Raw genomic sequence first — 26,138 nt, 5'->3', positions numbered from 1 at the left:
CTTAGTCGACGCCTACCAGGCCGAGGTGATCGACCTGGAGGAGTTGAAGACCCGCCGCGATCAGATCCGAGGCCGACGCCAGGTCCTGGTCACCCAACGCGACCAGGAACAGCGGTTGCAGGTCGAGCGTCAGGCGGCGAAGAAGGTCTGGTCGGACCTGGAGGAATTCTGCCGTCGGGTGCGATCCCGGCTCGACGTGGCGACCTTCGCGGAGCGTCAGCGGATCTTGCAACTGCTGATCGAGCGGATCATAGTCGGGGAGGACTCGCTGGAGATCCGGCACGTCATCCCGCTGGGCCAAGTCGACGGGAATCCCTCAGGCCCCGGCCCGCAGGAGCCCCCGGGGGCGGGCGATGGGCAGGGACGCGGACCCGAGGAGGAGCCAGGCCCCCGGCCGATTTGTCGATTGCGTTCGGATGGTGTGGACCCAGCAGGTCTGTCGATCGGGGGCCTTCGCATAGGTCGAGTAGCGGTCGCATGTGATCACCGGCCCGATCGGCTCGCCCACCAGGGCGAACAACTCCTTGGCTCCCCGGGTCGCAGTGACCCGGAAGGCCGTCGCCCCGGCGGTCACCGCCATCCAGAGCCAGGCCCGCTTGCCGCCCAGCTTCCAGCCGGTCTCGTCGACGCCGGCCGCGGGTGAGTCCTTGACGTGGATGTAGACCGCCCCGACCGGCGTGGCCAGGGCCTCGGAGCAGGCCCGCTCGGCCTTGCAGACCATGCCCGGGGAGATCGAAAGGCCGAGCAGATCCTTGAGCATGGCCACGATCCGCCGCTTGCTCAGCCGGTAGGCCCCGCCCAGCAGGGCGATGGTGGCCTGGAGCCGAGGCCCGAAGACCCTCGCGGCACACTGTCGGACAACGCCCCCGGGTGATGGCCCCGCACCGCGGGCAGCCCAACCGATGAATGCGGTATTCGGTGACGTCAGGGCGGACCTCGGGGATCTGAGACAACTGATGGCGGAAGGGCTAGGGGTCGGCCCCACCGAGATCCTGGCCGCAGCCCCGGCAGGCACTCGGCTTGCACTCGACCGAGCCGGCCAGCTGATCGGCCCCGACCAGGGCCCGGGTGTGACGGGCATGACCACGGTGGCCGCCCCGCTTCCTCCTGGAGGCGGGTGCCGGCGGGCGTCGCTTGACGTGAGGCCCGTCGGAGGACGGGGGCCTGGACGAGTTGGAGGAGTCCTGGCCGAGGCGTGCCTCCAGGGCGGCGACCCGAGCCTCGAGGGATCGGAGGGCGGCCAGGATGGCCGCCCGTGCGGCGGGCGGGACCTGGTTCCAGAGCTCTTGAGGGATGGGCGGCTCGGGATTCATGCCATCGTTGTATCCGGGCCGTCGATGTCGCGCCAGCCCTCACCACCGTGAACACTTACATCAAGAGAAAATTGTTTTTGCGAACTGCGGCGGCGTGACCTGAGGGCGTGAGGCGATGGGACCCGTCCGCTTTCAGGTCGCCCAGACCGCGAGCTTCGCCGCCTCGGCATCGATCACGTCGGGCTCGCCGATCTTAGCGATCAGTTGATCGGTGCTGGTCGGGTCGACGACCCGGCAGCTCTCGGTCAGCTTCGCGGCCAGTTCGTGCAGCTCGGTCCGCCAGGCGAGGGTGGAGGGGTTGGCGTCGACCTCGAGGGCCCGTTCGAACTCGCCGCAGAGCATGATCATCCTCTGGGTGTGGCGGAAGATGATCCCCTCCTGCTTGGTCAGGTCGAGGGTCGTCACGAACTTGTTGAAGTTGCCGCCGAACTCGATCAGCTCGCCGACGCACCAGAGTGGGTGCGAGCGGACGTCGGTAATGTCAGGGTAGCATTGGTCGAAGTAGGTCCGGAGCTTCTCCGCCAGGGTCGGCGGCCTCTTCTCCCAATCGTCTTCGTCGTCCTCCTCCTCTTCCTCGACCTGCGCGGCCATGAGCCCGCGCTGGATCAGCTCGTTGTTGAGTTTCGAGGTGGCGAGGGTGCCCGACTCTAGCAGCCTGGGCGGGACTCGGAGACGCTTCCGGACCGGGCCGGGCACATCCAGGGCGCTCTCCATGGCTTGCACGCGCTCGTCGGCATCGGCCCCGGCCAGGATCTCGGTCAGGAAGGCGCCGTAGAGGGGATGGATGCTCCGGAACGCCAGCAGCTTCCCCAGCGCGGGAGTCGGCTGGGCCAGGATCGGGGTGTAAGGCGTCGGATGCTGACCGGCTTCCGGCGGCGGCGGTAGATCGGGGCTCAGGGTCACGAATCCGCCGGCCTGCAGCGCCAGCAGCATCCGGTCGAGCGCCTTCTCGCCCGCGGCGATCCGCGGGTCGTCCATCATCCGCTTACGGACCGCGGCGCGGATGCCTTCAACTTCCGGCGAGAACTCGAGCAGATAGGCCAGCAGCCGCCAGGGGAGAGGCCCCTTGCTGTAGAGCTTGCCGGGCGGGGCGGCCTGGAGCTGGTTGAAGTGGCCCTCGACCCAGAATTGCTCGGTCTCGCGGCGCTTCGGCTTCTTCTTCTTGAGGGCCTTCTTCGCCTTCATCAGGCCCGGGTCGCGGGTGTCGTCGGGGATGGCGTCGTACTTAACCTTCCACCTCAGGATGTCGACGTCGTCGGGGTGGGCCAGGGCGTAGACGAAGCCCCGGTCGTCGAACTGCGGCCGGCCGGCCCGGCCGAAGATCTGGTGCGCGATGCTGGGGTCGATCAGCTTCTTCGCGCCGAAGGGGCCCTTCACCAGCGACGAGAGCACCACCGAGCGAGCCGGGAGGTTGAGGCCGGCCGCCAGGGTCTCGGTGCAGACGACGACGGGGAGGAGTTTGCGCTGGAAGAGGTCCTCAACGGCCAGCCGATATTTCGGCAGGATCCCCGCGTGATGGACGCCTACCCCCCGGTGGAGCAATCGCTTGAGCTTGGGGCCGGCCCCCTGGCTGAAGTCGAGCGCGTTGACCCGGTCGTGGAGGTCCTCCTTCTTCTCGTCGGACAGGTTGAGGTCCTTGCCCATCACGCTCTCGGCGACGCTCCAGCACTCCTCGCGGTCGAAGCAGAAGACCAAGGCGGGAGTCCGAGGGCCTTCCTCGTCGCCGGCCGCGATCACGACGATCTGTTCGTTGAGGAGCTTGTCGGGCACCCATTCGTAGGTCAGCGGCACCCGGCGTTCCTTGCCCTCGACCAGCGTGATCTTGCGGTCGTGCTGCCTCGCCAGCCAGCCGACGAACTCGGCCGAGTTCCCGACCGTCGCCGAGAGCAGGAGCAGGCGGACGTGCTTGGGCAACATGCCGAGCGACAACTCCCAGACGATCCCGCGCTCCGTCTCGGCGAAGTTGTGGAACTCGTCCATGACGCAGGCCGTCACGTCGGAGAAGTCGGACCGGCTGAGCAGCCGGTTCATGAGGATCTCGGCCACGACGATGAGCACCGGGGCCTCGGGGTTGACCTTGCGGCTGCCGGTGACCAGCCCCACATCCTCGCGGCGGAAGCCCCACTCAACCGCGCGGTCCTGCATCTCCTGGAATTTCTGCTCGGTCAGCGCGATCAGGGGGGTCGTGTAGTAGGCGACCTTCCCCGTATGGAGCGCCTCGAAGAGGGCCGCCTCGGCGATCAGAGTCTTGCCCGTGCCCGTCGGCGCGCAGACGAGGACTCCTTGCTCGGACTCAAACCAGGCCGCCAGCGCGAGGTCCTGGACCGGGTAGGGCTCGAAGGGCAACTGGTCCACATACCGCACGTATAACTCGTCGCGCGTCGGAATCTCCAACGACATCGGCCGCATTCTCCCGGGCAGGTGGACAAGGTCTCGATCGAGATTCTCTCGGAAAGGCAGGCCGAAGCCTGCCCTTCGAAATGACAAGGAGATCCGGATCAGACACTCAGCTCCGGGTCGGCCTCCCATGCGAGGCCCACTCCAGTGTGACCACCGAGGCGATTTCCCGAAACCCGTTTGACCCTCAACGAGATTCGCGGAGGCTCGCGAGAAAGCATGTTCGCGGCGCACGGACCATTTGGAATTCTAAGAGCATCTAACACTACTCGCTGCAGCCGTTCGTCGGCCAGAGCACCTGGGACGAGCAGGCCGTCTGGAGGCGCTATCGCTCGATCATGGCGGAGACCTTCGCCTCGCCCGCGGGGATCTTCGTCGTCGACGACACCGGCTTCCCCAAGCAGGGCAGGCTCTCCGCCGGCGTCCAGCGGCAGTACTGCGGCGCCTCGGGCAGGAAGGCCAATTGCCAGGTCGCCCCCTGGGTCCACTACGTCTTGCCGAAGGGGCACTACCCGCTGGCGATGCGGCTCGACATGCCCGAGGTCTGGCTGGAAGACCCCGCCCGGCTGGACCGGGCCGGGGTGCCCGCGGAGGCCCGCCGGCCGCTGACGAAGGGGCAGATCGCCCTGGAGTTGCTCGACCAGGCCCGCGCCGAGGGCCTGCCGGGGTCGGTCGTCGTGGCCGACAGCTGCTACAGCGTCTCGGGCCCATTCCGCGACCGGCTGGCCGGGCGTGGCCTGCACGACGTCGTAGGCGTCACCGGCGAGATGGTCGTCTTCGCCGAGGAGCCGCAATGGGACGCGCCGAGGCCCTCCACCGGCGGCTCTCCGCTGGAGCGACGCCGGCTCGCCGCGGCCGACGAGCCTCAGGGCGCTGGCCGCCTCGACGGCGCTGCGGAGGGTGACCTGGCGCGAGGGGACCAAGGGCAAGCTGTCGGGCCGCTTCGCCTGGCTGCAGGTCTGGCCGGGAGGCGGCTGGGCCACCGGCGCCTGCGCCGGAGCAGGCCCGATCTGGCTGATGATCGAGGAGCAGGCCGACGGGGCGATCGGCTACGCCCTCTCGAACCTGCCGGCGGGCACCAGCCGGATCCGCGCGGTGCGTCTTTGGAAGAGCCGCTGGGCGGTGGAGCAGGGCGACCGGCCGATGAAGGAAGAGCTCGGGCTGGCCCACCACGAGGGTCGGTCGTGGCGGGGTTTCCACCACCACGCGTGCCTGGTGATGCTGGCCTTCGGGTTCCTGGCGTCGGAGCGCGAGCGGGAGGATCGTGACCCGGCCCGTCCGGGAAAAAGGGGGCGAGACGGCCGGTGATCACGGTGCCGGCGATCCGCCGTGCGCTGCAGCGGCTGCTGGCGCCGATCTGCCGCCACGACTGTCCATACTGCCGGGATCGCTCATCGTTAATTCCGTTGATGTTAACGGAGTAGTATTAAGCAATCTTCTACCAGGTGTGGAAGCGGGCGCAGACGCCCGACGTCTCGCCGGCGATGCCGGGCCTCCACGTCACTTACGCTTCGCCAGTGGGGCGTTCGTTCTGCCGATCCATACGAGCAACTCGTCGAGTAGTTCATCCCGCCGCGATGGGTCTTTCTGAGCGAGGTCCTCGCGCTCGCCCAGATCCTCGCGGATGTTATACAGCTCGACGGCGTGGTTGGTAGCGAGCGCCCCGCGACCGCCGTCGAGCAGCCATTCCTCGTGATAGAGGAACAGCTTCCAGTCTCCCTTGCGGATGACGCTCACCGGGCGGGTTCGGAAGAGGGGGTCGCGTCCGCGCGGGACGGGCCGGTCCAGGTAGCCGGGGAAATGCCAGAAGATCGCCGCGCGGTCGCGCGATTGCTTGCCCTCAAATAAGGGGAGTATGTTTGCCCCGTCGAGGTCGGGGACGACCTGGCCACCTGCTGCCGCCACGAACGTGGGATAGAGGTCCTGGTTGATGATCGGGACGTCGCACCGAGAGCCCGGTCGAATCTTGCCCGGCCAGCGGGCGAAGAACGGCTCGCGGATCCCCGCTTCGTAATAGGCCCCCTTGGCCCCGCGGAGCGGCTCATTGATCGACGCGGGCGTACCGCCGTTGTCGCTGGTGAAGATGACGAGGGTGTTCCGCTCCAGCCCGAGCTCGTCGAGTTTCTCGAGTAGCACCCCTACACTCTCGTCCAGTTCGTAGATGCACGCGGCATAGAGAGCGGCCACGTGCGGCACCTTGGTGGCCTCGGCCTTCGCTCGGAATCGCGCGAGCGTAGCCGGCTTCGCTTGGAGCGGGGTGTGGATGGCATGATGCGCGAGGTAGGCGAAGAAGGGGCGATCCTTGCTGGACTCGATGAACTCGCAGGCGGCTTTGGTGACAGTTGAGGCTCGTTTCGGATCTTCCGGTGGGCTCCGCTTGCCCTTCTCAGGAGCCGGCTCTTCATCTTCGCCGCCTCCGTCCTGGGCCGGGACGAGCTCGGCCGGGCTCGTGTCGAAGCCTTGCTGCTTCGGCCCGGTGCCCCGGCCCTCGGAACCGAGATGCCATTTGCCGAAATGGCCGGTTGCGTAGCCCAGACCCTTGAGCGCCTCGGCCATGGTGACGATCCCTGGGCGCAATCCTGGGCTGTTCGGGATGGGCGTGAGCCGGAATTTCTCCTTCGGGCCGCGATCGGTGTCGCCGACCGCATAGACGCCGTGGCGGGGCGTGTAAAGGCCGGACAGCAGGCACGCGCGGCTGGGCGCGCAATTGGCTGCCCCGGCGTAGGCTGCAGTGAAGCTCATGCCCTGCGCACGGAGGCGATCGAGGTTCGGCGTCTCGATGAAGCCGTCATTGCTCAAGGCGACGTCACGCCAGCCGAGGTCGTCGGCGAAGATGAGCACGATGTTCGGCCTGGACGGGGTGTCCGCCGCCTGGCAAATCGCAGCAGACAACATCCAGGTGATGCACACGAACGCAGAGCGAATTGTCATCCTCGGACCTTCCAGGGCGGCGATAGGTTGGTGGTGCGACGGGATGGCCGTCACGAGAATTACCCGCGCGGGCGGCACCCCTCGGCTTGAGGGCCTTCCGTTCGCGGTGAGCCATGTCCGCGTCGGCTCGGGTGGATAACTAGGACTTGGCGACTAACTCCGAAATCGCCTGACCGTTGGTGACGATCGGGATCGGCCTGCCCAGTCGGTCGGGGATCGTGACCCGTTCGTAATCGATTCCGAGATGGTGGTAGACAGTCGCCAGGAAATCGTGCGGCCCGACGCGGCGATCGACCACATCCTCGCCCCGGCTATCCGTCGAGCCGATGACCTGGCCTCCTTCGATCCCGCCGCCCGACCAGATCATCGAGTTGGCCCGGTTCCAGTGGTCCCGCCCCGGCTGGGTCGTCCCCGCCGGTGCGCTCGCCACGCCGCCCCCACTGCTCGCCACGTAGGAGATTCGGGGCGTTCGGCCGAATTCGCCCGTGACGATGACCAGGACCCGCTCCTGGAGCCCCCGGTCGTGGACATCCTGGATCAGGGCCGAGACCGCCTGGTCGAAATAGGGGGCACGGAACTTGAGAGCGTCGAAGACGTGGTGGTTGACGGCGTGGTCGTCCCAGTTGGCGACCCGGCCGCAGAGCGGGCCGTCGAAGGTCGTGGTGACGAGGTCAACACCCGCCTCGACGAGCCGACGCGCCATGAGGCACTGCTGCCCCCAGGCATGGCGGCCGTAACGGTCCCGCAGCCTCGGATCTTCGCGGGACACATCGAACGCCCTGGCGGCCTGTGGGCTAGTCATGAGATCCAGGGCGCGGGACTGGAAAACGTCCATGGACTTCTCGATTTCGGAACGATCCAGCGACCGCCGGAGGTCGTCGAACGTTCGGCGGAGGCGATCCCGGTCCCGGAGGCGGGCATCCGGCGCGACTTCGCCGAAGTTAACGCGGAAGTCCGGGGCCGACGGGTCGCCCGTCACGGCAAATGGTTCATATGTCGATCCCAAGAACGCCGGGCCGGCGATGCGGAACCCGTCGTAGCCGTGGATCGGGTTGACCCCCACGTAATTGGGCAGCGTCCGGTCTGTACGCTTCCCGAGATAGTTCGCCACCGCAAGCACGTCGGGGAAGGCCGGCCCGGCCTTGTCCTGCGGGTCGGGATCGCCCGAGAGCAGCTGGAGCGACCCGGCCGGGTGCCCTCCGCCCGTGTGCGCCATGGATCGCAGCACGCTGAACTTGTCTGAGATCGCGGCCTGGAGTGGGAGCAATTCGGACAGGAGCAGGCCACTCGTTCTGGTGTCCAGGGTCGCGAAGGGGCCCCGAAAATCCGACGGGGCATCCGGCTTCGGGTCGTAGGTGTCCAGGTGGCTGCACCCGCCCCTGAGCCAGACGAGGATCACGGCCTTCCGCTCCCGTGTCGGCGCGGCCTGCGCCCTCAACTGGAGCAGTCCAGGGAGCGACAGCGACCCCATCCCCGCCAGCCCCGCCCTCAGGAATTCTCGGCGAGACCCCGCTCCGGTTGCATGCATCATGAATCATTCCTGTAAGGGCGAACCGGAGACGGCGATTCGATCGGCACCGATCACCCTCAGCCTAACTCATTCGTCGCCAGGCTTCTAGGCGGGCAGACGCCCGTCGAGACCCGATCCGGCGGCTTCCGGTGGATCATGCTCCTTGCTCGTCGGGCGGGAGAATTGTGGTTCTCTCGGATGGCGTGAGGCTGCATCAATCCGATGACTTTTTCCGGGTAAACTGCGGCAATCTCTCCGCCCGAGTCGAATGTTCGATCAGTTTTCTCATCCGTGATAGGCGGGTTTTCTCCTGCTTGGCATTCGCGATTCACCAACTGACGGCTTTCTGATATGACGCCGGCTGCCGCTGGTAGAACTCCCACTCCGCGGTGTTCTGTCTAAGGAGGCCCTGATACGGTTCGGGCAGGTCCACGTCCTGCTGCTCGTGTGAGTAGATGCCAGATCGGCTCTCTTTCCGGGCTTCAAACGCGACGAGTCCGGTCGGCTACATCCGCCCGAGGGCGATCAGGGCCTGGACTCGATTCATGTTGACGTTGCTCCAGACGCTGCCTGTCTTGCGAGGCGTGAAGCGGTTCGCGTAGATCTCGGCATCGACGCCCTTGCGTACACCGTCGAGGCAGCCATAGCAGAGGGCTTCGTCGACGGCCTCGGGCCAGGTCATGCGCTTCCGGCCGTAGAAACCCACCCATACATGGCCGGCCGTGGTGTGATTCTCGGCAAGCCATGCCCTAAAGTCGCCTGGGGTCTCGAAGATGGTGGGGTTCATGACTGCCTCGGAGACGCCTCACCCTAGCAACACGCAGCACCGCTGCCCACCAAGCTCACACCCGCCGCGCATACCAGGCGCGGATGAGTCCGGTCTGGAGGAACTGGACCGGAGCGTCGAAGCCGCCGGCCGAGATGATCGCACCGACCTCATCGGGAGGCAGGAGGGCCACGTCCCGGTCATGCGCCGCACGCATCTTCCCGATGGCTTCGCGGTTGAGTACCCCGTCCCGCATCATCCGGAACCAGGCCCCGCGCAGGCTATCTTAGTCAGCCGCGCTCGCGTCGGATGACAGGCCCGCGTTCACCAGAACTCCACCAGGAAGGACGCGACCCGCGATCTCGCGGAAGAAGCCGGTGCGTGCCTGCCGGTCGAGGATGAACTGGGACACCAGAAGCGACGTGGCCGCGTCGAACGCCTCGCCCTGAGGTAGAGAATCGAGATAGCCCTCGTGAAACCCGCAGTGGTCGGCGATCCCGCGTTCCTCGGCCTTCCTTCGGCAGACGTCGAGCATCGGCGCCGAGGGCTCGACCGCAACGAAGCGCCAGCCCGGGAACCGCTCGGCCAGGTAGATCAGCTCCGGACCCGTGCCCACGCCGATGTAGAGGAACCGTGCGTCGTCCCCCAGGTCCGAGAGCACGGGCCCGATGAGCAGGTGCAGGCCCCCCCTAATACTACAGTTGCAACTAACCGATCAGCCCGGTAGTTTGGCCATGGAATCCCCGAGGAGGATCACCATGGCCAGCACCGATGCCGCCTTCAGCCCCGAGGACGTCCACGATTGGGGGCGGCAGATCGACGAGGTGGCCCGCCGGATCGGGGCGAGGTTTCCTCGAAGCGAGACCCGCGATCGCGTCCGGGCCTATCTCATCGGCCTGCTCGGGCCGGTCCAGCGGAAGAACGCCTGGCAGGTCGCCGAGCAGATCGGTGACGAGACGCCCTACGGCGTCCAGTACCTCATGGGCCGGGCCGACTGGGACCCCGACTCCGTCCGCGACGACCTGCGGGCCTACGTCGTCGAGACGCTCGGCGACCCCGACGCCGTGCTGATCCTCGACGAGACCGGGTTCCTCAAGAAGGGGACCAAGTCGGTGGGCGTGGCGAGGCAATACACCGGCACCGCGGGCCGGATCGAGAACGCCCAGGTCGGGGTCTTCCTCGCGTACGCCAGCCGGCATGGCGTCGCGTTCCTCGACCGCACGCTGTACCTGCCCGAGGAGTGGGCCGGCGACCCCGGGCGGTGCAAGGCGGCGGGTGTCCCGGAGAAGACCGCCTTCGCGACCAAGATCCGGCTGGCCAGGGCGATGCTCGAGCGGGCGTTCAAGGCCGGGGTGCCTGCGGCGTGGGTGACCGGCGACGAGGTCTACGGCGCGTGGGAGTTGCGGCGGTGGCTGGAAGAGCAGAAGCGGCCGTACGTGCTGGCGGTCCGGGCCAACCAGTATGTCTGGGCGGGGTCCGGGCAGGCCGCGGTCGCCACCCTGACCAGAGCGTTGCCGAAGCAGGCCTGGCACAAGATCACCATCGCGGCGGGCAGCAAGGGGCCGAGGCGGTACGCCTGGGCGTGGCTGGAGATCAACAGCGACCTGGGCCCGGCATGGAGGCGGTGGCTGCTGGTGCGCAAGAGTCTGGATGGCCGCGAGGAGTTGGCGTACTCCATCGCGGCCGGCCCGAGCCGCACGACGTTAACCCGGCTGGCCCAGACCGCCGGGGCTCGCTGGGCGGTGGAGGGCGGTTTCGAGGCGGCCAAGCAGGAGGCTGGACTGGCCGACTACGAGGTGCGGAGTTGGACCGGCTGGCATCGGCACATCACCCTGGCCCTGCTGGCCCATGCCGTCCTGGCCGCGATCCGGAGACTTGCCGGCGCACCGCCCAAAAAAAGTCGGCCGACGAGCCGGAGTTGATCGCCCTGACGGTGCCCGAGGCCCGTCGGCTCCTGGTCCGACTCCTGTGGGGACGCCTGCCGGAGGCCGTCGAGGTCCTGGATTGGTCGGTATGGCGGCGCGCCCACCAGGCGTTCGCGCGGCGTTGCCACTACAAGAAACGCGAGGCCGGGCCCCCGGGTTAGTTACAACTGTAGTACTAAGGCCGATCGGGCGGTAACCCGGTAGACTCCGTTGTCCAGTTGCTGGAATCGCGGACGCTCATGACGGCCCGAGTGGTGACCGACCTCCCCGATTACGCGCCCGGCTCGACTGCCCAGATCACGGCATGGAACGATGAGGCCGAGGGCTCGAACTTCAATATCGGCGAGACGCTGAAGTTTCAGGTCACTCGGACCGATGGGATCGAGGATTTCCCCAGTGGCAACCTTCCCTGGTTCGCCACCGACGGCGGCACAGGCGACGCCGACGGCGTGGCCAACGGATCGATCGGGACGTCCTGGTTCGTTGAAAATCAATATGCTTATACTTCGTTGAAGTTGACGGCGACCGGGGTCGATTCGGGGGCCGAGGCGACGACGCATTTTACTGACGCGCCGACTAATGTAGACAACGTGGAAGGGTGGGAGACCCTAGTCGGTGTAGGTGCCTGGGGTGGCAATCTCCAGGGGAGCAATCCGCGGTTCAATGAATGCGACGTCATTCCCTTCCGCATCGTGATCAAAAATGCGACGGCGGGCGCGAAGAGCGTCGATCTAAAGTATGATTTCACGAACTCTCAAGGCGAGCACTTCATCGACTCGCTTGCCAGTTACAACGCAACGTTCGCCGGGGTGGACCCGACCGTCGGCACGAGCCCGTTCGGCGTGGCGAGCAACTGGGCGACCCCAACCGATGGTTCACTACCCAGCGCTGCCCAGGTCGCCGGTTCGATCACCACCTACGGGCTCACGGGCCTGACGTTCTCCGCGTACAGCTTCGCGTCCAATCAGAAGTCGATCACGCTGTCGTTCAACGTGCCGACAGCCGCCGCCGGGTCCGACGTGATCTTGCTCTACGGCGGCCACCTAGAGCGGTTTCTCTTTGACTGAGCCGGTTGTCCCTTGTTATCCCTTCCTGGATGGAGGGCACGGGGATGAAGGCTTATTCTGCCGACCTGCGCGAGCGGGTCCTCGCCGCCTGCGACCGGCGCGACGGCACCCGCGAGCAGATCGCCTCGCGGTTCTCCGTCAGCGTCACCTGGATTGGCAAGCTGGTGCGGCCGCGGCGCGACACCGGCTCGATCGCCCCCCGGCCGCACGGCGGCGGGCGGGCCCCGGCCTTCGACGGCGAGGCCGCGGGGCGACTCCGCGAGGCGGTCCGGGCCGACGACGACGCCACGCTCGCGCCGTTGGCCGAGGCCGCCGGCGTGGGCTGCTGCCCGTCGGCCGTGCACCGGGCGCGGAGGCGACTGGGCATCACGCGCCAAAAAAGTCGCGGCGGGCGGCCGAGCGGGATCGCCCCGAGTTGAAGGCGCACCGGCGGGCCTGGCGCGAGGAGTTCGCCGCGGTCGACCCGGGGCGGCTGGTCTTCCTCGACGAGAGCGGCGCCAGCACGGCGATGGACCGTACCCACGGCCGGGCCCCCAGCGGGGTCCGCGTTGACGGCCCGGTGCCGCACGGCCACTGGAAGGTCACGACGCTGACCGCCGCGGTTCGCCTCGACGGCGTGCCGGCGGCGGCCTGCCTGGCCTTCGACGGGGCGACCAACGCCGCCTGCTTCGAGGCCGACATCGGCCGGTGCCTGGCCCCGACGCTCCGTCCGGGCGACGTCGTGATCATCGACAACTTGCCGTGCCACAAGACGGCCGAGGTCGGCCGGCTGATCGCGGCGGCCGGGGCCGAGGTGCGGTACCTGCCGCCGTACAGTCCGGACCTCAGCCCGATCGAGTCGATGTTCTCCAAGCTGAAGCCGCACCTGAGGTCGGCCAAGGCGCGGACGGTCGAGGCGCGGATCGGTGCGATGGGCGACGGCCTGAGGGCCGTCGAGCCGGGCGACCTCCGCGGCTGGTTCGACCACTGCGGATACCGGAGCGGGGTAGAGGCGTCAACCGACACGCTCAAAGGAAAACCGGGCTAAGTCAACGGCTGCCTCCCGCTGTCCTCGCCGATCGGCCTGATGTCCTCGAGCTTGGGGATCGGCATGCTGGCCTTCCTCGCGATGCTCGCCTCTTGCCTGGCCGGAGGCGAGATCCGTCCGGGACGCAGGAGACGCTGACCAGGATCGACATCTCCCCGGCCCGGCAATTGCAGGGGCCAGGGGGCTTTCTTTTAGCGATCGGACCAAGGGCCCGCCTCCGAAGAAGTTCTTGGACAGGATACCCGCGGTCTGCCGCCGGTGTTGGCCGGTCATGGCCATGAGGTGATCGGTGGCTCGCTCCAGCGAGACACCCAGCTCGGGCGGCTGCTCGATGGCCAAGATCTGCCCCTTGAACTCGCGCCAGAGGCCCTCCATCGGGTTGAGTTCCGGGCACGCCGTCGGCAAGAACCGCAGCTCGATGGAGGACTCCCTGGCCAGAGCGCGCCACCGCTTGGCCGTTTGCGGCGAGCCCTGTTCCAGGAACAATGCGTCCGTCAGCCTCGCCAGGTCGGGCGGAGGTGCCGCAGATGACCCTGGAAGCTGTCCTGATTCCAGTGCTCGGCGCGGTCCAGGCAGAGCGTGCCGCGGCCCACGGCGATGGCGACGAAGTGGACGCGGCGGTCGCGGTTGCCGGTGATCGGCGCAACCTCCTGAGTGCCGACCTTGGCCCAACCGGCTCGCCGCGGCGGGCTTTCGGTGAGAATGGTGGTATCGAGCACCTCGGGCGATCGAGCCGCGGCTTGAGGATCTTCAAATTCCGGTCCAGAGCACTCATTGCGATCCACGGGGCCGGGATTTTTGCTTTCCCATTCCAGGCACTTAGGCGATGATTGATCTTGCACGCGACTCGCCTTCCCGCCCCATCGTCGCTTCCTGAGTCCCACCGTACAGCCACCTGCCCCGAACCGCCAAGCGATGAGATCGCTATGATTATTACGCTCAACGGTCCTCATAACGACTTCCGCGCGCCTGGCGTGTGGGGACGCCTAGTGAAGGGGCTTCCCGCGCGTCTGATCGTCGCGGTCTTCGGGCTTCTTACAAGTCCGGCGATTGCGAGTGAGTCTGCCCCGGATGGCGTCGCCTTCTTTGAAAAGAACATCCGCCCGTTGCTCGTTGAGCATTGTTATTCCTGCCACTCGGCGGAGGGCAAGCGGATCAAGGGGAACCTCAGGCTCGACAACAAGGCCGACTGGCTGAAGGGGGGCGACCTTGGACCAGCCGTCGTGCCGGGCAATCTGGAAGAAAGCCTGCTGATCACCGCGGTCCGCTACAAGGACGAATCCATCCAGATGCCCCCGAAGGGCAAGCTTGATGATCGCCAGATCGAGTTTCTGACCGAATGGGTCGTGATGGGGGCTCCTGCCCCGGCGATGGACCTGGCGGCCTCCACGAAGCCGGCAAGTGATGGCGAGCGTAATAAGGCAGCCTGGGGTTTCAAGCCTCCTAGCAATCCGACGCCCCCCCCGGTCTCATCCGCGATTTCGCCCGGGAATGGCCTCGATCAGTTCATCCTGGCCCAACTGGAAGCCCAGGGCTTGAAGCCGGCTCCGGCGGCCGACAAGCGGACCCTGATCCGACGTGCGACGTTCGACCTGACGGGCTTGCCTCCAACCTCGAAGGAAGTCGACGCGTTCCTGGCGGACGATGCTCCGGACGCCTTCGATCGGGTCGTGGGACGCCTGCTCGCCTCTCCACGATATGGGGAGCGCTGGGGACGGCATTGGCTCGATGTCGCACGCTATGCTGACTCGAACGGCCTGGACGAGAATGTGGCCCACGGCAATGCCTGGCGCTATCGCGATTACGTCGTCTCCGCGTTTAATCGCGATACGCCTTACGACCAGTTCCTCGTTGAGCAACTGGCCGGCGATCTGCTCCCGAAGGCCGACTCCGTCGAGGTTCAGCATGAGCGGCTGATCGCCACCGGCTTCCTCACGCTCGGGCCGAAGGTGCTGGCCGAGGTCGATAAGACGAAGATGGAGATGGACATCATCGATGAGCAGATCGACACCCTGGGTCGGGCGGTTCTCGGCCTGACGATTGGGTGCGCTCGATGTCACGACCACAAGTTTGATCCAATCACCGCGGCCGACTATTACGCACTCGCCGGAGTCTTCAAGAGCACGAAGACGATGGACAGTTTCACGACGGTCGCTCGCTGGCACGAGAACACGCTCGCCACCGAGCCCGAACTGGCTCGGAACGCCGCTCATGAGGCTGAGGTCGCTGCCGCGAAGGCCGAGATCGCCCGCCAGGTCACCGCCGCCGACGAGCATGTCCGCGCCACGAAGGCCGAAGGCGCGACCCTTCCCGAGAAGCTCGATACGCTCTATCCCGAGGAGACCAAAGCCCGGCTCACGAAGTTGCGTGCGGACCTGGCCACGCTGGAGAAGGCCGCGCCCGTGATGCCGTCGGCGATGGGTGTGACCGAGGGAACCGCCACCGACGTGGCCGTCCACATCAGGGGCAGCCACCTGACCCTGGGTAAGGTCATCCCCCGACGTGCGCCCGAGGTCTTCAGCGAGGCTAGCCCGCCGAGTTTCGGAGGCTCAAAGAGCGGACGGCTAGAGCTGGCGCGATGGCTGGTCGAGCCGGAGCATCCCTTGACCTCCCGGGTCATGGTCAACCGGATCTGGCGCTGGCATTTCGGCCGAGGCCTGGTGAGCACGACCGACAATTTCGGCACCAACGGCGCCCTGCCGACTCACCCCGAATTGCTGGATTGGCTCGCCCGCCGCTTCGTGGCCGAAGGCTGGTCGGTCAAGGCGATGCACCGGCTCATCATGCTCTCAAAGACCTACCAGATGAGCAGCGAGCCTGATGCTGACGCGCTTCAGAAGGACCCGGAAGACCGGCTTTACTGGCGCTGGGACGTCCGCCGACTGGAGGCCGAGGAGATCCGCGACGCCCTACTTGCAGTCAGCGGCTCGCTCGACGAGACGATGGGCGGCTCCCTGCTTCAGGTGGACAATCGCGCCTACTTCTTCGATCACACCTCGCGCGACAAGACCGGCTACGAGACCCGCCGCCGCTCGCTCTACCTGCCGATCGTCCGCAACCACCTGTACAACATGTTCCAACTGTTCGACACCACCGACGGCAACGTCATGAACGGCGATCGGGCCACGACGACCGTTGCCCCACAGGCCCTCTTCATGCTCAACAGCGATCTGGTCCTCCAGGCGGCACGGACACTGGCCGCGGACCTGATTACACGCCCCCAGACCGACGACGCAGGTCGGATCCGACAGCTCTATGAACAGACCCTCGGACGTTCTCCCGCGCCCGAGGAGTCGCGTCGGAACCTCGCGTTCCTCGAACGGTTCGAACGCCTACGCCACGACGGGCCGGGCGTTTCGAACGACGAGCGGCGCACGGAAGCCTGGCAAGCACTCTGTCAGGTGATTCTGGCTTCAAACGAGTTCGTGTACATTCGATAATGCTCACGGGAGATCTTGAGATGGACCAGGACTTGCAACCGCTCGTCTCCCGTCGGCAAATGCTCCAGCGGAGTGCCGCGGGCTTCGGCTCCCTGGCGATGGCCGCGATGCTCGCCGAGGCGAAAGCCGGGCCGGTGTCTACCGATCCTCTTATGTCCAGGACGCCCCACTTCCCCGCTCGCGCCAAGCGGGTCATCTTCCTGTTCATGAAGGGTGGCCCCTCGCACATCGACACGTTCGATTACAAGCCCTTGCTCCAGCGCGACGACGGCAAGCCGTTGCCGTTCGAGAAGCCCCGGGTCCAGTTCGCCCCGACCGGCATGCTCCTGGGCTCCCCCTGGAAATTCCGGCCCTATGGGGAGTGCGGGATCCAGGTCAGCGATCTCTTCCCGAACGTCGCCCAGTGCGTGGACGACCTCTGCATCATCAACTCCCTGCACGGTACCAACGCGGCCCACGGCGGGGCCTTGCTCAAGATGCACACCGGCAGTGACAACTTCGTCCGGCCGAGCATGGGATCGTGGATCACCTACGGACTGGGGACCGAGAACCAGAACCTGCCGGGCTTCCTCACGATCTGCCCGACCCTGGCCCACGGCGGCGTTTCGAACTGGAGTTCCGCCTTCCTGCCTGCCCCCTACCAGGGAACGCCCCTGGGCAACGCCGGAGTCCCCGCGAAGGAGGCCCGAGTCGGATTCATCCAGAGCCCCCGGTTCTCGACCGCCCAGCAGCGGTCCCAGCTCGACCTGCTCGCGGAGATCAACCGCGATCAGCTGGATCGGACCGGACCCGACCAGAAGCTGGAAGGCCGCCTGGAGTCGTTCGAACTGGCCTTCCGGATGCAGACCGAGATGCCCGAGATCCAGGACATTTCCGGCGAGTCGCCCGCGACCCTCAAGGCATACGGAATCGACGACCCGGTCACCGAGAACTTCGGCCGCCAGTGTCTGCTCGCCCGCCGCTTCGCCGAACGCGGAGTCCGGTTCGTGCAGGCCACCCACAGCAACGCCGCCGTGCAGTGGGACCAGCACGGTGACCTCAAGAACGGCCACGAGCAGAACGCCCGTGAGGTCGACCGCCCGATTGCAGCCCTGATCCGCGACCTCAAGGCGAGGGGCCTACTCGACGATACGCTGGTGCTTTGGGGCGGCGAATTCGGCAGGACCCCGACCGCTCAGGGCAAGGACGGCCGCGACCACAACCCTGAAGGTTTCACCATGTGGATGGCCGGAGGTGGAGTGAAGGGGGGTATGCAGTATGGCGCCACCGACGACTATGGTTACTACGCCGTCCGGGATAAAGTCCATATTCACGACCTGCACGCCACGATCCTCCACCTGATCGGGCTCAATCACGAGAAGCTCACTTACCGCTATGCGGGCCGCGACTTCCGCCTGACCGACGTCGCGGGCCGAGTCGTCCACGACATTCTCGCCTGACCTTTCAGACAACGCCCCCATGGCACGAGCCCCGAGGCGCCATGCACCGGACCCATCCATCCCAATAGAGTGGGGGCGAATCGCTCAATCCGAGATCAGCGTTCCGCCTGGCATGATACGCTTCCCAGGAATGAACTTCCTGGCTCGACGTACTCGCATCGGCAGATGCTCCTGACCTTGGCCTGGTCCAGTCAGACGACCCTCCACCCGGCCATCGCCGCCTCCTCCACGGCAACGACGTCCTCGTAGAGCCGGTTCGACCAGTGGTGCTGCCGCAGGTCCAGCCAGAGACGCTCCACCAGGTTCAGCTCCGGCGAGTAGGGCGGCAGGCCGAGGATCGTCAGGTTCGCCGGCATCCGCAGGGCCTTGGCCACGTGGTAGCCGGCCCCGTCCCAGACCAGCACCGCGTGGACGCCGGCCGGGATCGTCGCCGACAGGCCGTCGACCATCACCTGGACTACCGATGCGTTGAGCCGACGGCTGATCAGCCCATCGGCCCGGCAGACGACCGTCAGGACATAGAGGTTGCCGTAGGCCTCTGCTTCGGCGCGGTGGGTCGGCTGCCGAGGTCGGCCCACACCGTCGTCAGCATTCCCTTCTGGCCGAAGCGGGCCTCGGCCTCGAACCAGACCTCGACTCGCCGGCCGGGATGTGACTCGGCGACGGCAGTGACCCGCTCGAGGAGACTTTTTTGAAGGCGGCCTGGGCCTCGGCGTCGCCGCCCGGGTGCTGCGGCCTGGGACGCAGGGGCTCGAAGCCGAGGCGATGCAGCAGGTCGTAGACGTCTTGCAGCGAACGGACCACGCCGAACTCGTCGTGGAGAATGCGGCGGAAGTCCTCTCCGCGGAGGGTGCAGACGCCGTCGGCCTCGGTCGGCCCGGCAAGGAGTCGGGCCTTGAGCCGCTGTGGCTCGTCGTCGGTGAGCGGCCCCTTGCGGCCGCGTCCGGGTCGGTCGTCCAGGGCGTCGGGCCCGTCGGCGTTGTAGCGGGCGACCCAAGCATACACCTGACGCTCGGAGAAGAGCACTCGGGGTGATTAAGGATATTCTAGGGCAGCGTCCCTTGATGAGTTCCGGTCTGTATAGCCTGTTGAAGAGGATCTCCAGAAGATGCTCGTCAAGGTGATTAAATCGGAACTCGTACTCGGACAGGTCTACCGGGAAGTTCTCCCGATCAACTCCGCGGCAGGGCCGGTGCATGCCCTTCGCATCGCTCCAGAATCCCTCGATCTCGTTGATGTGCGCCGGCCCCTCGGCGTAGGCCTCGGAGTAGTCGATCGGGACGTGCTTGCCGAATCGGCTCAGGTCGTTGTCGCTCATGAGCTCGTCGGTGTAGAACACCGAGCCTTTGACCGTCGAGGCCTCGATCTTGGCCATCAAGGTCTCCTTCTTGCGGTCGGGCACGATGACGGTGTAGACCCGCCCGGCCCGCTCCAGGACGCCGAGGACGGCCACTTTCCTGGCCGCACCACGGCCCCGCTTGCCCTTGCGCCTGCCGCCGAAGTTTGACTCGTCCAACTCCAGTTCGCCGAGGAGGGGCCTGTTCTCCTCGGCGGTCATCTTGCCCAGGGCGAGGCGAAAGTGCATGTAGGCCCGATAGGCAGTCCGATCGTCGCAGCGGGCGGAGCAGGAGGCGTGATGGGCTGTGGCGTTGAGGCAGAAGGCCTTGAGCAGCTCCCACCGGGTCCGCTTGCGATCGTAGCTCCACTTGCGGCGGCTGCGTGGGCACTGACGCTGCCGGGCGTTGCTGGCCCCGGTCGCGGCATGGCAGGCCCAGCACAGCAGGCCAACGAGGTGGCGATCAGTGGTTCAGGTCCATGAGAGCAGCCTATCGGCTGCCCTAGAAAATTCCGAATCACCGCACCAGGGGCACGACCTGGGCGGCGGTCTGGCCGAGCAACGCCAGGTGGAGGGCCATCAGTCGTCGGGCGACACGAGCGTGTAGCTCGGCGCGGATGCGGTCGGCCAACTGGTCCGCAGTCTGGTGGGCTTCGACGTGCATGGCGACCTCCCGGTGGTAGGACGCCAGGAAAGCCGACCGGACAGGTTGGCCTGCGGATGAATCCCGAGAACCGGAGGATATCGGCCAAGCCAGCATCCCGAATCGGCATCGATCGCGATTTCAGCCTGCCTCGCTTGCGGTGCCGGGCCAAGATCGCCGAATACGGGGGGACTAAGGGCTGATTCTCGTGGAGCCTGCCCCTTGCGAACGATTTTTATGACATTGGGGACGGCCACAATCGACTCATTCTCCAGCCCGAGACCGCCCGAGGGCCTGTTGGAGGTTCTCGGGCCGAGACGAACTCGGTCAGAGTCGATGCCGTCTTCACCTCTAAACGACACTGTTGGCTGGGAATGGTCGGAGACCGCTGTGGGCCAATTCCCTGCGTCTTTCCGACCGCACCCCAAACTGACGTGCGAAGCTTGAAACGCGGGCCCCGACGCAATAATTCTCCATCTCCAAATCATCAAGGCTCGTTGATTTGGACTTGCCACACTATTCATCACGCCCAGCGAGCGACGTGATCGCATGAATAATCGTGAAATTTATTCTTGCGGTCGCCAGAGCCGCCCTCGTAAGATCACTCGAACAAATACACGAGAGCGTGAATGGCGGCATTTTCTCGATGAATCGAGAGCTTTCTAGAAGCCGAATTTTAACCTGCGGATCTCGATCAGGAGGCAGGCGAGGTGGAAGAATACCCGGTACATCCGCGGCGTCCGCTCGTACCGGACCACCAGACGACGGTCGTTTTTCAGTCATGCGAAGGGCTGATCCACCTCGCAAAGCCTCCTCAGTCGACTCAGCATCCAGACGTCCTGCGTCCTCGGCAACTTGCGATACCCGCAATGCGGCAAGATCGTCTCGATCCCACGACCGACCGGCCGCATCCGCAACGGGCAGACGTCGTAGCCCCTGTCCAAGTTCAGCTGCTCGGGGCGGGGCGGGGTGCCGGCGTCCTCGGCCTCGATCACGTCGATGTTTTCGATCGAGGAGCTGTTGTACTCGGGCCTCACCCTACGAGCAATTTGCCGCCAGACAGTTGTGATATGGCTTCTAAGCCGGCAGACGAGTTTTTTCGGAACTTTTCGAGTCCAAGATCACTGCGGACTGACTTGAGTGAGACCCCTGTCTCATGTCGAGGAGCCCCCGACCAAAAGCAGGAAAGAATCCAGTCCGGCTGGTTTGTGGCCGCGTTTCGCAGGCAGTCTCCGGCGAGTACTCACCGTCCGAATCCCGTAAAGATAAGGCACAATGCCGGGCTATGACAGCCCTGGCCTGGCCCTCTATCTCGATCGGCACCGATATCTTCGATGCTCTCGATCCCCCAGGGATTCGAAGCATGGACGGCCCCCTACCCGTCCGCGAAGAGTAGGCCTTCCATAGGCTTGAAGGCACGAGTTTCTCCCCTCCAAGCCCACCCCTCCGGGATTTCCCCGATGGCTGGGTTCGTGATGACCCGCGCCTCTGCGCGATGATCCGATTGAACGCTGCACCTCGCTGGGAGCCATCGACAAACATGTCGCGATCCATCGGATTGGGCAAGGGCCTCAACCAGAAGTCGTCATCGGGCCGGAAGGGGAAGGCACCCCGGCGAGCTCCCCGGGTCTCGCACCCCGGCGTCGAGCGCCTTGAGCAGCTGATGATGCTCTCGCTCACCCAGGAGCTCGAGCCGAACGACCTCCCCATCCAGGCGACTCCACTCGTGGCGACCGAGCCCATTCCCGGGTCCGGCTTCTTCTCGGCGGCTGGCCGGGGGGCGATCACCCCCTACAGCGACCAGGATTACTGGAGCATCAGCGCGAAGGCGGGGGACCGGCTCACCGTGGCGGCCGAGGGGGGCCTTTACGGGCAATCGGTCATTCTCGAGCTCCTGGATCCAAACCTGACGTCGCTGGGGCAGGTCTACGACTACTACGGCGGCATCCCTACGCTCGCCAACGTTGTTGCGGCCGCGGATGGAACGTACCTGGTCCGGGCGAGGACGTATGGCGACAGTCTCGATCAGTACTCGCTCCGCGTCGATGTCGGCCGGGGCGTCCTCTCCGAGGTCGAGTCCAATGACTATGTCTACGGGCCTTCCCGGATCGAGCTGACGAAGGCGGGGGCTGGCCGAGCCTCGGGTCGGGCCTCGGGGGCGATCCTCCGCGATGGGGATGTCGATCACTTTGACCTTGGCCGGTTCGGCGTCGGAGACAAGATCGACCTCGTGGCCACGCCGATCCCGGGGAGTTCGCTCGCTACTCGCGTCGAGTTGATCCGCACCTCGACCGGCCAGGTCGTAGCCTCGACCGTCGGGGCATCGCACGCGGTCTTCACGGTCGCCGCTGCGGATCAATACCTCGCCCGCGTCTCAGCCACCACCGAAGCGGGGCCGGCAGAGGCCGGGATCTTTGCCCAGTATCTCCTCTCGGTCGAGGTCGCTGATGTTACGGCCCCGGCGTTGCTCGGATCCTCGCTGCCGGGCGAGGGGGCGAGCGTCGTGGAGGCGGTCGACTCGTTCAAGTTGACCTATAGCGAGGAGTTGCTGATCTCCTCCGCAACCCCGGCCAACCTCGCCCTCACCTGGGCCGGCGCCGACGGCTCGTTCGGCACGGGCGATGACCGTGCGATCGCCCTCGTCCCGACGATGGCCGCGGGGAATCAGGTGATCGCGACGATCGTGGGGGGCCCACTTCAGCCGGGCTCCTACCGACTCCTGACGTCGGGGCTGACCGATCGCGCGGGCCTTGAGGCGCCCGCGTTCGAACGGCGGTTCTCCGTGAAGGCACCCGAGGGGGGGAAGATCGAGGGGGAGGGGAACGACACGGCGGCAGGGGCCACGCCGCTGGTGCCCACCGAGTCGCCCACCGGGTCCGGCTTCTTCTCGATGTATGGCATCGGCTCGCTGGGCGTTGGCGGCGACGTCGATTTCTGGAGGTTCGAGGCCAAGGCCGGCGACTGGATCGGCGTGGCGGGCGAAGGGGGCACTTACTCCAACTCGCTCGTGTTCGAGCTGCGCGACTCGGCCGGCACCCTCCTGGTCCAGGCCGACGATTACTATGGATTCCCCGCCTCGCGTCCCCGATCCGCCTTCCAGGCGACGATCGACGGGACATACTACCTCCGGGCCCGGACCTACTACAACACCCCGGGTATCATCACGTCGGCCCCGTACGCCCTCCGCGTCGATCTGTCGCGAGGTTTCTCCGCCGAGCAGGAGTCGAATGATTCCTCGCTGCAGGCCAGTCCGATCCGACTCACCCCGGCCGGCAATCAACGCGCGACGGGGAGCGTCTCGGGCTCGATCGTGACCTCCTCGGACGTCGACTTCTACCGCCTGGGCCAGCTCCGTACGGGCGATGCGATCGACCTGTCGCTTGCGTTCCCGTCGTTCAGCACGCTCGACGCGATGATCCGGCTGATCGGGCCCGACGGGGCCGTCGTGGCCCAGGCCGTCGGCTCGAATCACGCGACTTTCACCGCGACGGCCGACGGGTCCTATCAGGTTCGGGTGGCCGCCAACACGACCTCGACAGCCGGGCTACGGTCGACTTATCTCCTCCGGGTTGCGATCGCCGATGGCTCGGCCCCGGCGATCGCGGGCACCTCGCTCCCGGCCGACGGCGCCGGCTCGGCCTTGACGTTCGACGGCATCGACGATCAGGTCCTCGTGGCGGATCCCCCCGTACGTTCGCTCGACCCGGGCGAGCAGGCCACGATCGAAGCCTGGGTGAAGTTCTCGGCCCTGCCGGACGGGACGATCGCGGCGCTCGTCGGCAAGGACGAGGGGCCGGATGCCGCCAAGGATAGCTGGGTCTTCGGTTTCGCGCGGGCATCCGGGACGTCCGCGGGATCGACCGTGTTCCGGATCCGGACCGAGATTGGCGACGATGTGACGCTCTCCTCGTCATCCTGGACGCCCTCGCTCGACTCCTGGTACCACCTGGCGTTGGTGAAGTCGGGCGAGACCTACCGCTTCTACAGGGATGGCCAGGAGAATGGGACGGCCACCTCGACTGTGGCCGTGCCGCGGGTCGAGGGGCCGCTCCGCATCGGCCGGGCCGAAGGGGCCTCGCCCTGGGCTGGCCAGGTCGATGCTCTCCGAATCTGGTCGAGGGCCCGGACGGCCGCGGAGGTCCGCGACCGGAGGACACTTCCGGTTTCCGGGGCGGAGGCTGGCCTCGTCGGGGCCTGGAATTTCGACGCGGGCACGGGCAATGTCGTGGCCGACGCGACCCCCAACCACTTCGACGGCACGATTAACCTGGGGGCCGAGGCGGCCGGCCGGTCCCCCTGGACGGTGAGCACTGCGCCCCTGGCCGGGCCGGGCGTGGTGGCGTCGGCGGTCGACCGGATCACCCTGACCTACAATGAGGAATTGCTCGCCTCTTTGCTGGGGGGGGCGCAGTTTGTGTTGACCTCCGCGGGAGCCGACGGCCTGCTCGGCACCGGCGATGACGCGTCGATCCCGATCGCGGCGTCCCTGGACGGCGCCTCGGCCTCGCTGGCGATCGCGACCTCGCCGCTCCAGCCGGGTCTCTATCGCCTGCGGGCATCGGGCCTGACCGACCGCGCGGGTCGCGTCGCGCAGCCCTATGAGGGGCGATTCTCCGTCGCGGCGCCCCCCGGCGGGACAATCGAGAGGCTCGGGAACGACACGCCGGCAGGCGCATCGCCGCTGGTGGCGGTCGAGCTCGCGCCTGGGTCCGGGATCTCGTCGGCCCTCGGCGTCGGCTCGATCGCGAACGCCGCCGACCTCGACCACTGGAGCTTCGATGCCGAGGCTGGGGATCGGGTCACGATCCGGCTCGAAGGAGATGGGTCGTCGGGCTACTTCACGATCGCGCTTCTCAGTATCAGCGGGAGCGTCCTGACGAGCACGAGCGGGTCGGCGGCCGAGGTCGCGAACTTCAAGATCCCAACTCCGGGTACCTTCCTCGTGCGCGTCTCTGGAGGGCAGGGTCGTTACCGTCTCCGCCTCGATCTCGCCCGGCCGGTCCGGGGCGCTCAGCTTGAGCAGGAATCGAACGATTCGCAAGCCTCGGCGACGCCGATCACGAACTTCGAGGCGTACCGGGGGGGGTTGCAGGCCCGCGTCGCCGGGGCCTTCCCGACGGGGATTTCCTCGGTCGACATGTTCAAGTTGGATGTGCCCGCCGTGGGCGGGGCCGTGAGCTTGAACCTCGTCCTTCCGCCCTGGAGCTCACTCTCCCCAGGCGACGTGAGGCTCTCGATCCTGGAGGTCGGCGGCACCACGCCAATCGCCTCCGGGACCTCGGGCGCCCTCAGCTTCGTCGCCACCAATGCGACCTACTACGTCAAGGTCGAGGGCCTGGCCCGGCTGGGGATGCAGGCGCAGTACCTCCTCAACGTGCTCCTGGCCGATGGGACCGCTCCGACGCTGGTCTCGACCACGCTCCCCCCCGACGGGACAGGGGTTCCGTCGTTCCGGCAGTTCACGCTCACGTTCTCCGAGTTGATGGCCCCCTCGACGCTGAACGACGGGTCGCTGGTCGAACTCCGCGCGGCCGGGTCCGACGACCAGTTCGACACGGCCGACGATATCCTCTATACGCTTATCCCCTCCGAGACGACCGCCCCGTCTGCTTCGGTGACGTATACCGTGGGGAACCTTCCCGTCCTTCCGGGCAAGCTTCGGCTGAAGGTCAGCTCGGGCCTGACCGACCGCGCGGGCAACCCGGTGGCGAGCTCGGTCCTCACTCGCGAGTTCCGTGTCCTGAGCCCCGCGGAGTCCGGCTTCCAGCGGGAAGTCGAGCCGAACAACACGGCTTCAAATGCCACTCCCCTGACCCTGACTACCGGACCCGCCGACCTCCGATGGGGTGCCGGGCAAGGGTTTCTCACAGCGGGGGATGTTGACGTCTGGAAGTTCACGGGGAAGGCTGGGGAGCGTCTGGCCATCGCCGCCGAGGCCCCCGACTCCGCCACCGTCGGCTTCTACACGACCTACGTGGACTTCTACGTCTACGACGGCAACGGCTCGTACCTGGCGCAGTTCTCCGCCTCGCCGTCCGGGTCCCTCTACTCGCCGCTGGCGCTGCCCGCCGACGGCGAGTACACGATCCGCGCGCAGCCGGGCTACTACGGCTACTCCGGTGAGTACCGGTTCCGCGCCTCGCTGGTGGCCGCCCCGCTGCAGGCCGAGGGGGACGCCCAGCTCGTCGCCGACGTCGCCGCCAAGCGCCTGAGCATGACCGTCGCCGGCGCGATCACCGAGGAGTACGAGGAGGACCAATTCGAGGTCGGGCTCCTCAACGCCGGGCAGGCGATCACTCTGACACTCTCCCGTCCCTCGGCGAGCCCGCTGGTGGCCTCCCTGG

At 66.6% G+C, this 26,138-nt stretch carries 23 protein-coding genes and 2 pseudogenes (1 of these 25 cut by a window edge); 9 read left to right on the top strand and 16 right to left on the bottom strand.

The features are described from left to right. Nucleotide 1: 1 nt before the first annotated feature. The 4 genes from EP7_RS09950 to EP7_RS09935 all read right to left on the bottom strand — a co-directional run bounded on the left by EP7_RS09950 (nt 2) and on the right by EP7_RS09935 (nt 3,713). Entirely contained in the window at nt 2-301 is a 300-nt protein-coding gene (locus tag EP7_RS09950) for a hypothetical protein (RefSeq protein ID WP_463527708.1), read from the bottom strand. Between the two features lie 15 nt (nt 302-316). Then, nucleotides 317-1,081: an IS66 family transposase gene (locus EP7_RS09945; RefSeq protein WP_463527707.1), complete on the bottom strand. Its 765-nt coding sequence runs from the start codon at nt 1,079-1,081 to the stop codon at nt 317-319. Then, a complete protein-coding gene (locus EP7_RS09940; protein ID WP_463527706.1) occupies nt 969-1,313 on the bottom strand; it encodes a DUF6444 domain-containing protein in 345 nt (114 codons plus the stop codon). The genes EP7_RS09945 and EP7_RS09940 overlap by 113 nt, the downstream gene beginning before the upstream one ends. A gap of 132 nt (nt 1,314-1,445) precedes the next feature. Further along, the gene (locus EP7_RS09935) at nt 1,446-3,713 is read right to left on the bottom strand and encodes a DEAD/DEAH box helicase (RefSeq protein ID WP_463527705.1); all 2,268 of its coding nucleotides are present in this window, start codon (nt 3,711-3,713) and stop codon (nt 1,446-1,448) included. A 266-nt stretch (nt 3,714-3,979) separates the two neighbouring features. On the opposite strand from EP7_RS09935, the pseudogene EP7_RS09930 reads away from it, so the two are divergent. Further along, nucleotides 3,980-5,018 (top strand): annotated as a pseudogene (locus EP7_RS09930) (IS701 family transposase); the annotation flags it as partial. Nucleotides 5,019-5,210: 192 nt separating this feature from the next. Here the strand turns inward: EP7_RS09930 and EP7_RS09925 are convergent. The 5 genes from EP7_RS09925 to EP7_RS09905 all read right to left on the bottom strand — a co-directional run bounded on the left by EP7_RS09925 (nt 5,211) and on the right by EP7_RS09905 (nt 9,578). Continuing rightward, the gene (locus tag EP7_RS09925; protein WP_463527704.1) at nt 5,211-6,641 is read right to left on the bottom strand and encodes a sulfatase; all 1,431 of its coding nucleotides are present in this window, start codon (nt 6,639-6,641) and stop codon (nt 5,211-5,213) included. A gap of 139 nt (nt 6,642-6,780) precedes the next feature. Further along, complete coding sequence (locus tag EP7_RS09920) at nt 6,781-8,169, bottom strand: DUF1501 domain-containing protein (protein ID WP_463527703.1); 1,389 nt, start codon at nt 8,167-8,169, stop codon at nt 6,781-6,783. Between the two features lie 487 nt (nt 8,170-8,656). Next, a complete protein-coding gene (locus EP7_RS09915) occupies nt 8,657-8,938 on the bottom strand; it encodes a YdeI/OmpD-associated family protein (protein WP_463527702.1) in 282 nt (93 codons plus the stop codon). Between the two features lie 55 nt (nt 8,939-8,993). Continuing rightward, nucleotides 8,994-9,134, bottom strand: a complete 141-nt coding sequence (locus EP7_RS09910; protein ID WP_463527700.1) for a hypothetical protein — start codon at nt 9,132-9,134, stop codon at nt 8,994-8,996. 69 nt (nt 9,135-9,203) lie between these two features. Further along, nucleotides 9,204-9,578 (bottom strand): class I SAM-dependent methyltransferase, encoded by a 375-nt coding sequence (locus tag EP7_RS09905; protein ID WP_463527699.1) that lies wholly within the window; start codon nt 9,576-9,578, stop codon nt 9,204-9,206. 97 nt (nt 9,579-9,675) lie between these two features. Between EP7_RS09905 and EP7_RS09900 the strand changes: the two genes are divergently transcribed. The 5 genes from EP7_RS09900 (at nt 9,676) to EP7_RS09880 (ending at nt 12,936) form a co-directional block, all read left to right on the top strand. Next, nucleotides 9,676-10,839, top strand: coding sequence for an IS701 family transposase (locus tag EP7_RS09900; protein WP_463524442.1), 1,164 nt, complete (start codon nt 9,676-9,678; stop codon nt 10,837-10,839). Next, nucleotides 10,836-11,003 (top strand): hypothetical protein, encoded by a 168-nt coding sequence (locus EP7_RS09895; RefSeq protein ID WP_463524443.1) that lies wholly within the window; start codon nt 10,836-10,838, stop codon nt 11,001-11,003. The genes EP7_RS09900 and EP7_RS09895 overlap by 4 nt, the downstream gene beginning before the upstream one ends. A gap of 78 nt (nt 11,004-11,081) precedes the next feature. Beyond that, nucleotides 11,082-11,909: a hypothetical protein gene (locus tag EP7_RS09890; protein ID WP_463527698.1), complete on the top strand. Its 828-nt coding sequence runs from the start codon at nt 11,082-11,084 to the stop codon at nt 11,907-11,909. 44 nt (nt 11,910-11,953) lie between these two features. After that, on the top strand, nt 11,954-12,328 hold the full coding sequence (locus EP7_RS09885; protein WP_463527697.1) for a transposase: 375 nt from the start codon (nt 11,954-11,956) through the stop codon (nt 12,326-12,328). After that, nucleotides 12,325-12,936 carry an IS630 family transposase gene (locus EP7_RS09880; RefSeq protein WP_463527695.1) on the top strand — a complete coding sequence of 204 codons (612 nt, stop codon included), beginning with the start codon at nt 12,325-12,327 and terminating at the stop codon, nt 12,934-12,936. Before EP7_RS09885 ends, EP7_RS09880 begins: the two co-directional genes overlap by 4 nt. Here EP7_RS09880 and EP7_RS09875 read toward each other — a convergent pair. Together EP7_RS09875 and EP7_RS09870 are read right to left on the bottom strand one after the other, a co-directional pair. Beyond that, entirely contained in the window at nt 12,904-13,422 is a 519-nt protein-coding gene (locus tag EP7_RS09875; protein ID WP_463527694.1) for a transposase, read from the bottom strand. The two genes, EP7_RS09880 and EP7_RS09875, sit on opposite strands and share 33 nt — an antisense overlap. Nucleotides 13,423-13,430: 8 nt before the next feature. Next, nucleotides 13,431-13,655: a hypothetical protein gene (locus tag EP7_RS09870; RefSeq protein ID WP_463527693.1), complete on the bottom strand. Its 225-nt coding sequence runs from the start codon at nt 13,653-13,655 to the stop codon at nt 13,431-13,433. Nucleotides 13,656-14,042: 387 nt separating this feature from the next. On the opposite strand from EP7_RS09870, the gene EP7_RS09865 reads away from it, so the two are divergent. Then, complete coding sequence (locus EP7_RS09865) at nt 14,043-16,376, top strand: PSD1 and planctomycete cytochrome C domain-containing protein (protein ID WP_463527692.1); 2,334 nt, start codon at nt 14,043-14,045, stop codon at nt 16,374-16,376. A gap of 20 nt (nt 16,377-16,396) precedes the next feature. Continuing rightward, entirely contained in the window at nt 16,397-17,815 is a 1,419-nt protein-coding gene (locus tag EP7_RS09860) for a DUF1501 domain-containing protein (RefSeq protein ID WP_463527691.1), read from the top strand. Nucleotides 17,816-18,006: 191 nt separating this feature from the next. Here EP7_RS09860 and EP7_RS09855 read toward each other — a convergent pair whose 3' ends face one another. The 5 genes and pseudogenes from EP7_RS09855 to EP7_RS09835 form a co-directional block, all read right to left on the bottom strand. After that, nucleotides 18,007-18,393 (bottom strand): transposase, encoded by a 387-nt coding sequence (locus EP7_RS09855; protein WP_463527690.1) that lies wholly within the window; start codon nt 18,391-18,393, stop codon nt 18,007-18,009. Nucleotides 18,394-18,400: 7 nt separating this feature from the next. Continuing rightward, a complete protein-coding gene (locus EP7_RS09850) occupies nt 18,401-18,820 on the bottom strand; it encodes a helix-turn-helix domain-containing protein (RefSeq protein ID WP_463527689.1) in 420 nt (139 codons plus the stop codon). A 175-nt stretch (nt 18,821-18,995) separates the two neighbouring features. Then, nucleotides 18,996-19,400: pseudogene (locus EP7_RS09845) on the bottom strand (IS1595 family transposase); the annotation flags it as partial. A gap of 268 nt (nt 19,401-19,668) precedes the next feature. Continuing rightward, nucleotides 19,669-19,815, bottom strand: coding sequence for a hypothetical protein (locus tag EP7_RS09840; RefSeq protein ID WP_463527687.1), 147 nt, complete (start codon nt 19,813-19,815; stop codon nt 19,669-19,671). 758 nt (nt 19,816-20,573) lie between these two features. Then, nucleotides 20,574-20,831, bottom strand: coding sequence for a hypothetical protein (locus EP7_RS09835; RefSeq protein ID WP_463527685.1), 258 nt, complete (start codon nt 20,829-20,831; stop codon nt 20,574-20,576). A 503-nt stretch (nt 20,832-21,334) separates the two neighbouring features. Here EP7_RS09835 and EP7_RS09830 point away from each other — a divergent pair. Then, on the top strand, nt 21,335-26,138 hold the 5' portion of the coding sequence (locus EP7_RS09830; protein WP_463527683.1) for a CARDB domain-containing protein. 25,820 nt of this gene lie beyond the right edge of the window; 4,804 of the gene's 30,624 nt are visible here — the first part of the coding sequence; the start codon lies at nt 21,335-21,337; its stop codon lies off the right edge, out of view.

It is taken from the genome of Isosphaeraceae bacterium EP7, assembly GCA_038400315.1.
Lineage (GTDB): Bacteria > Planctomycetota > Planctomycetia > Isosphaerales > Isosphaeraceae > EP7.
Note: the sequence above shows the minus strand (reverse complement) of the source record. Positions and strands in the feature narration are given on the sequence as shown.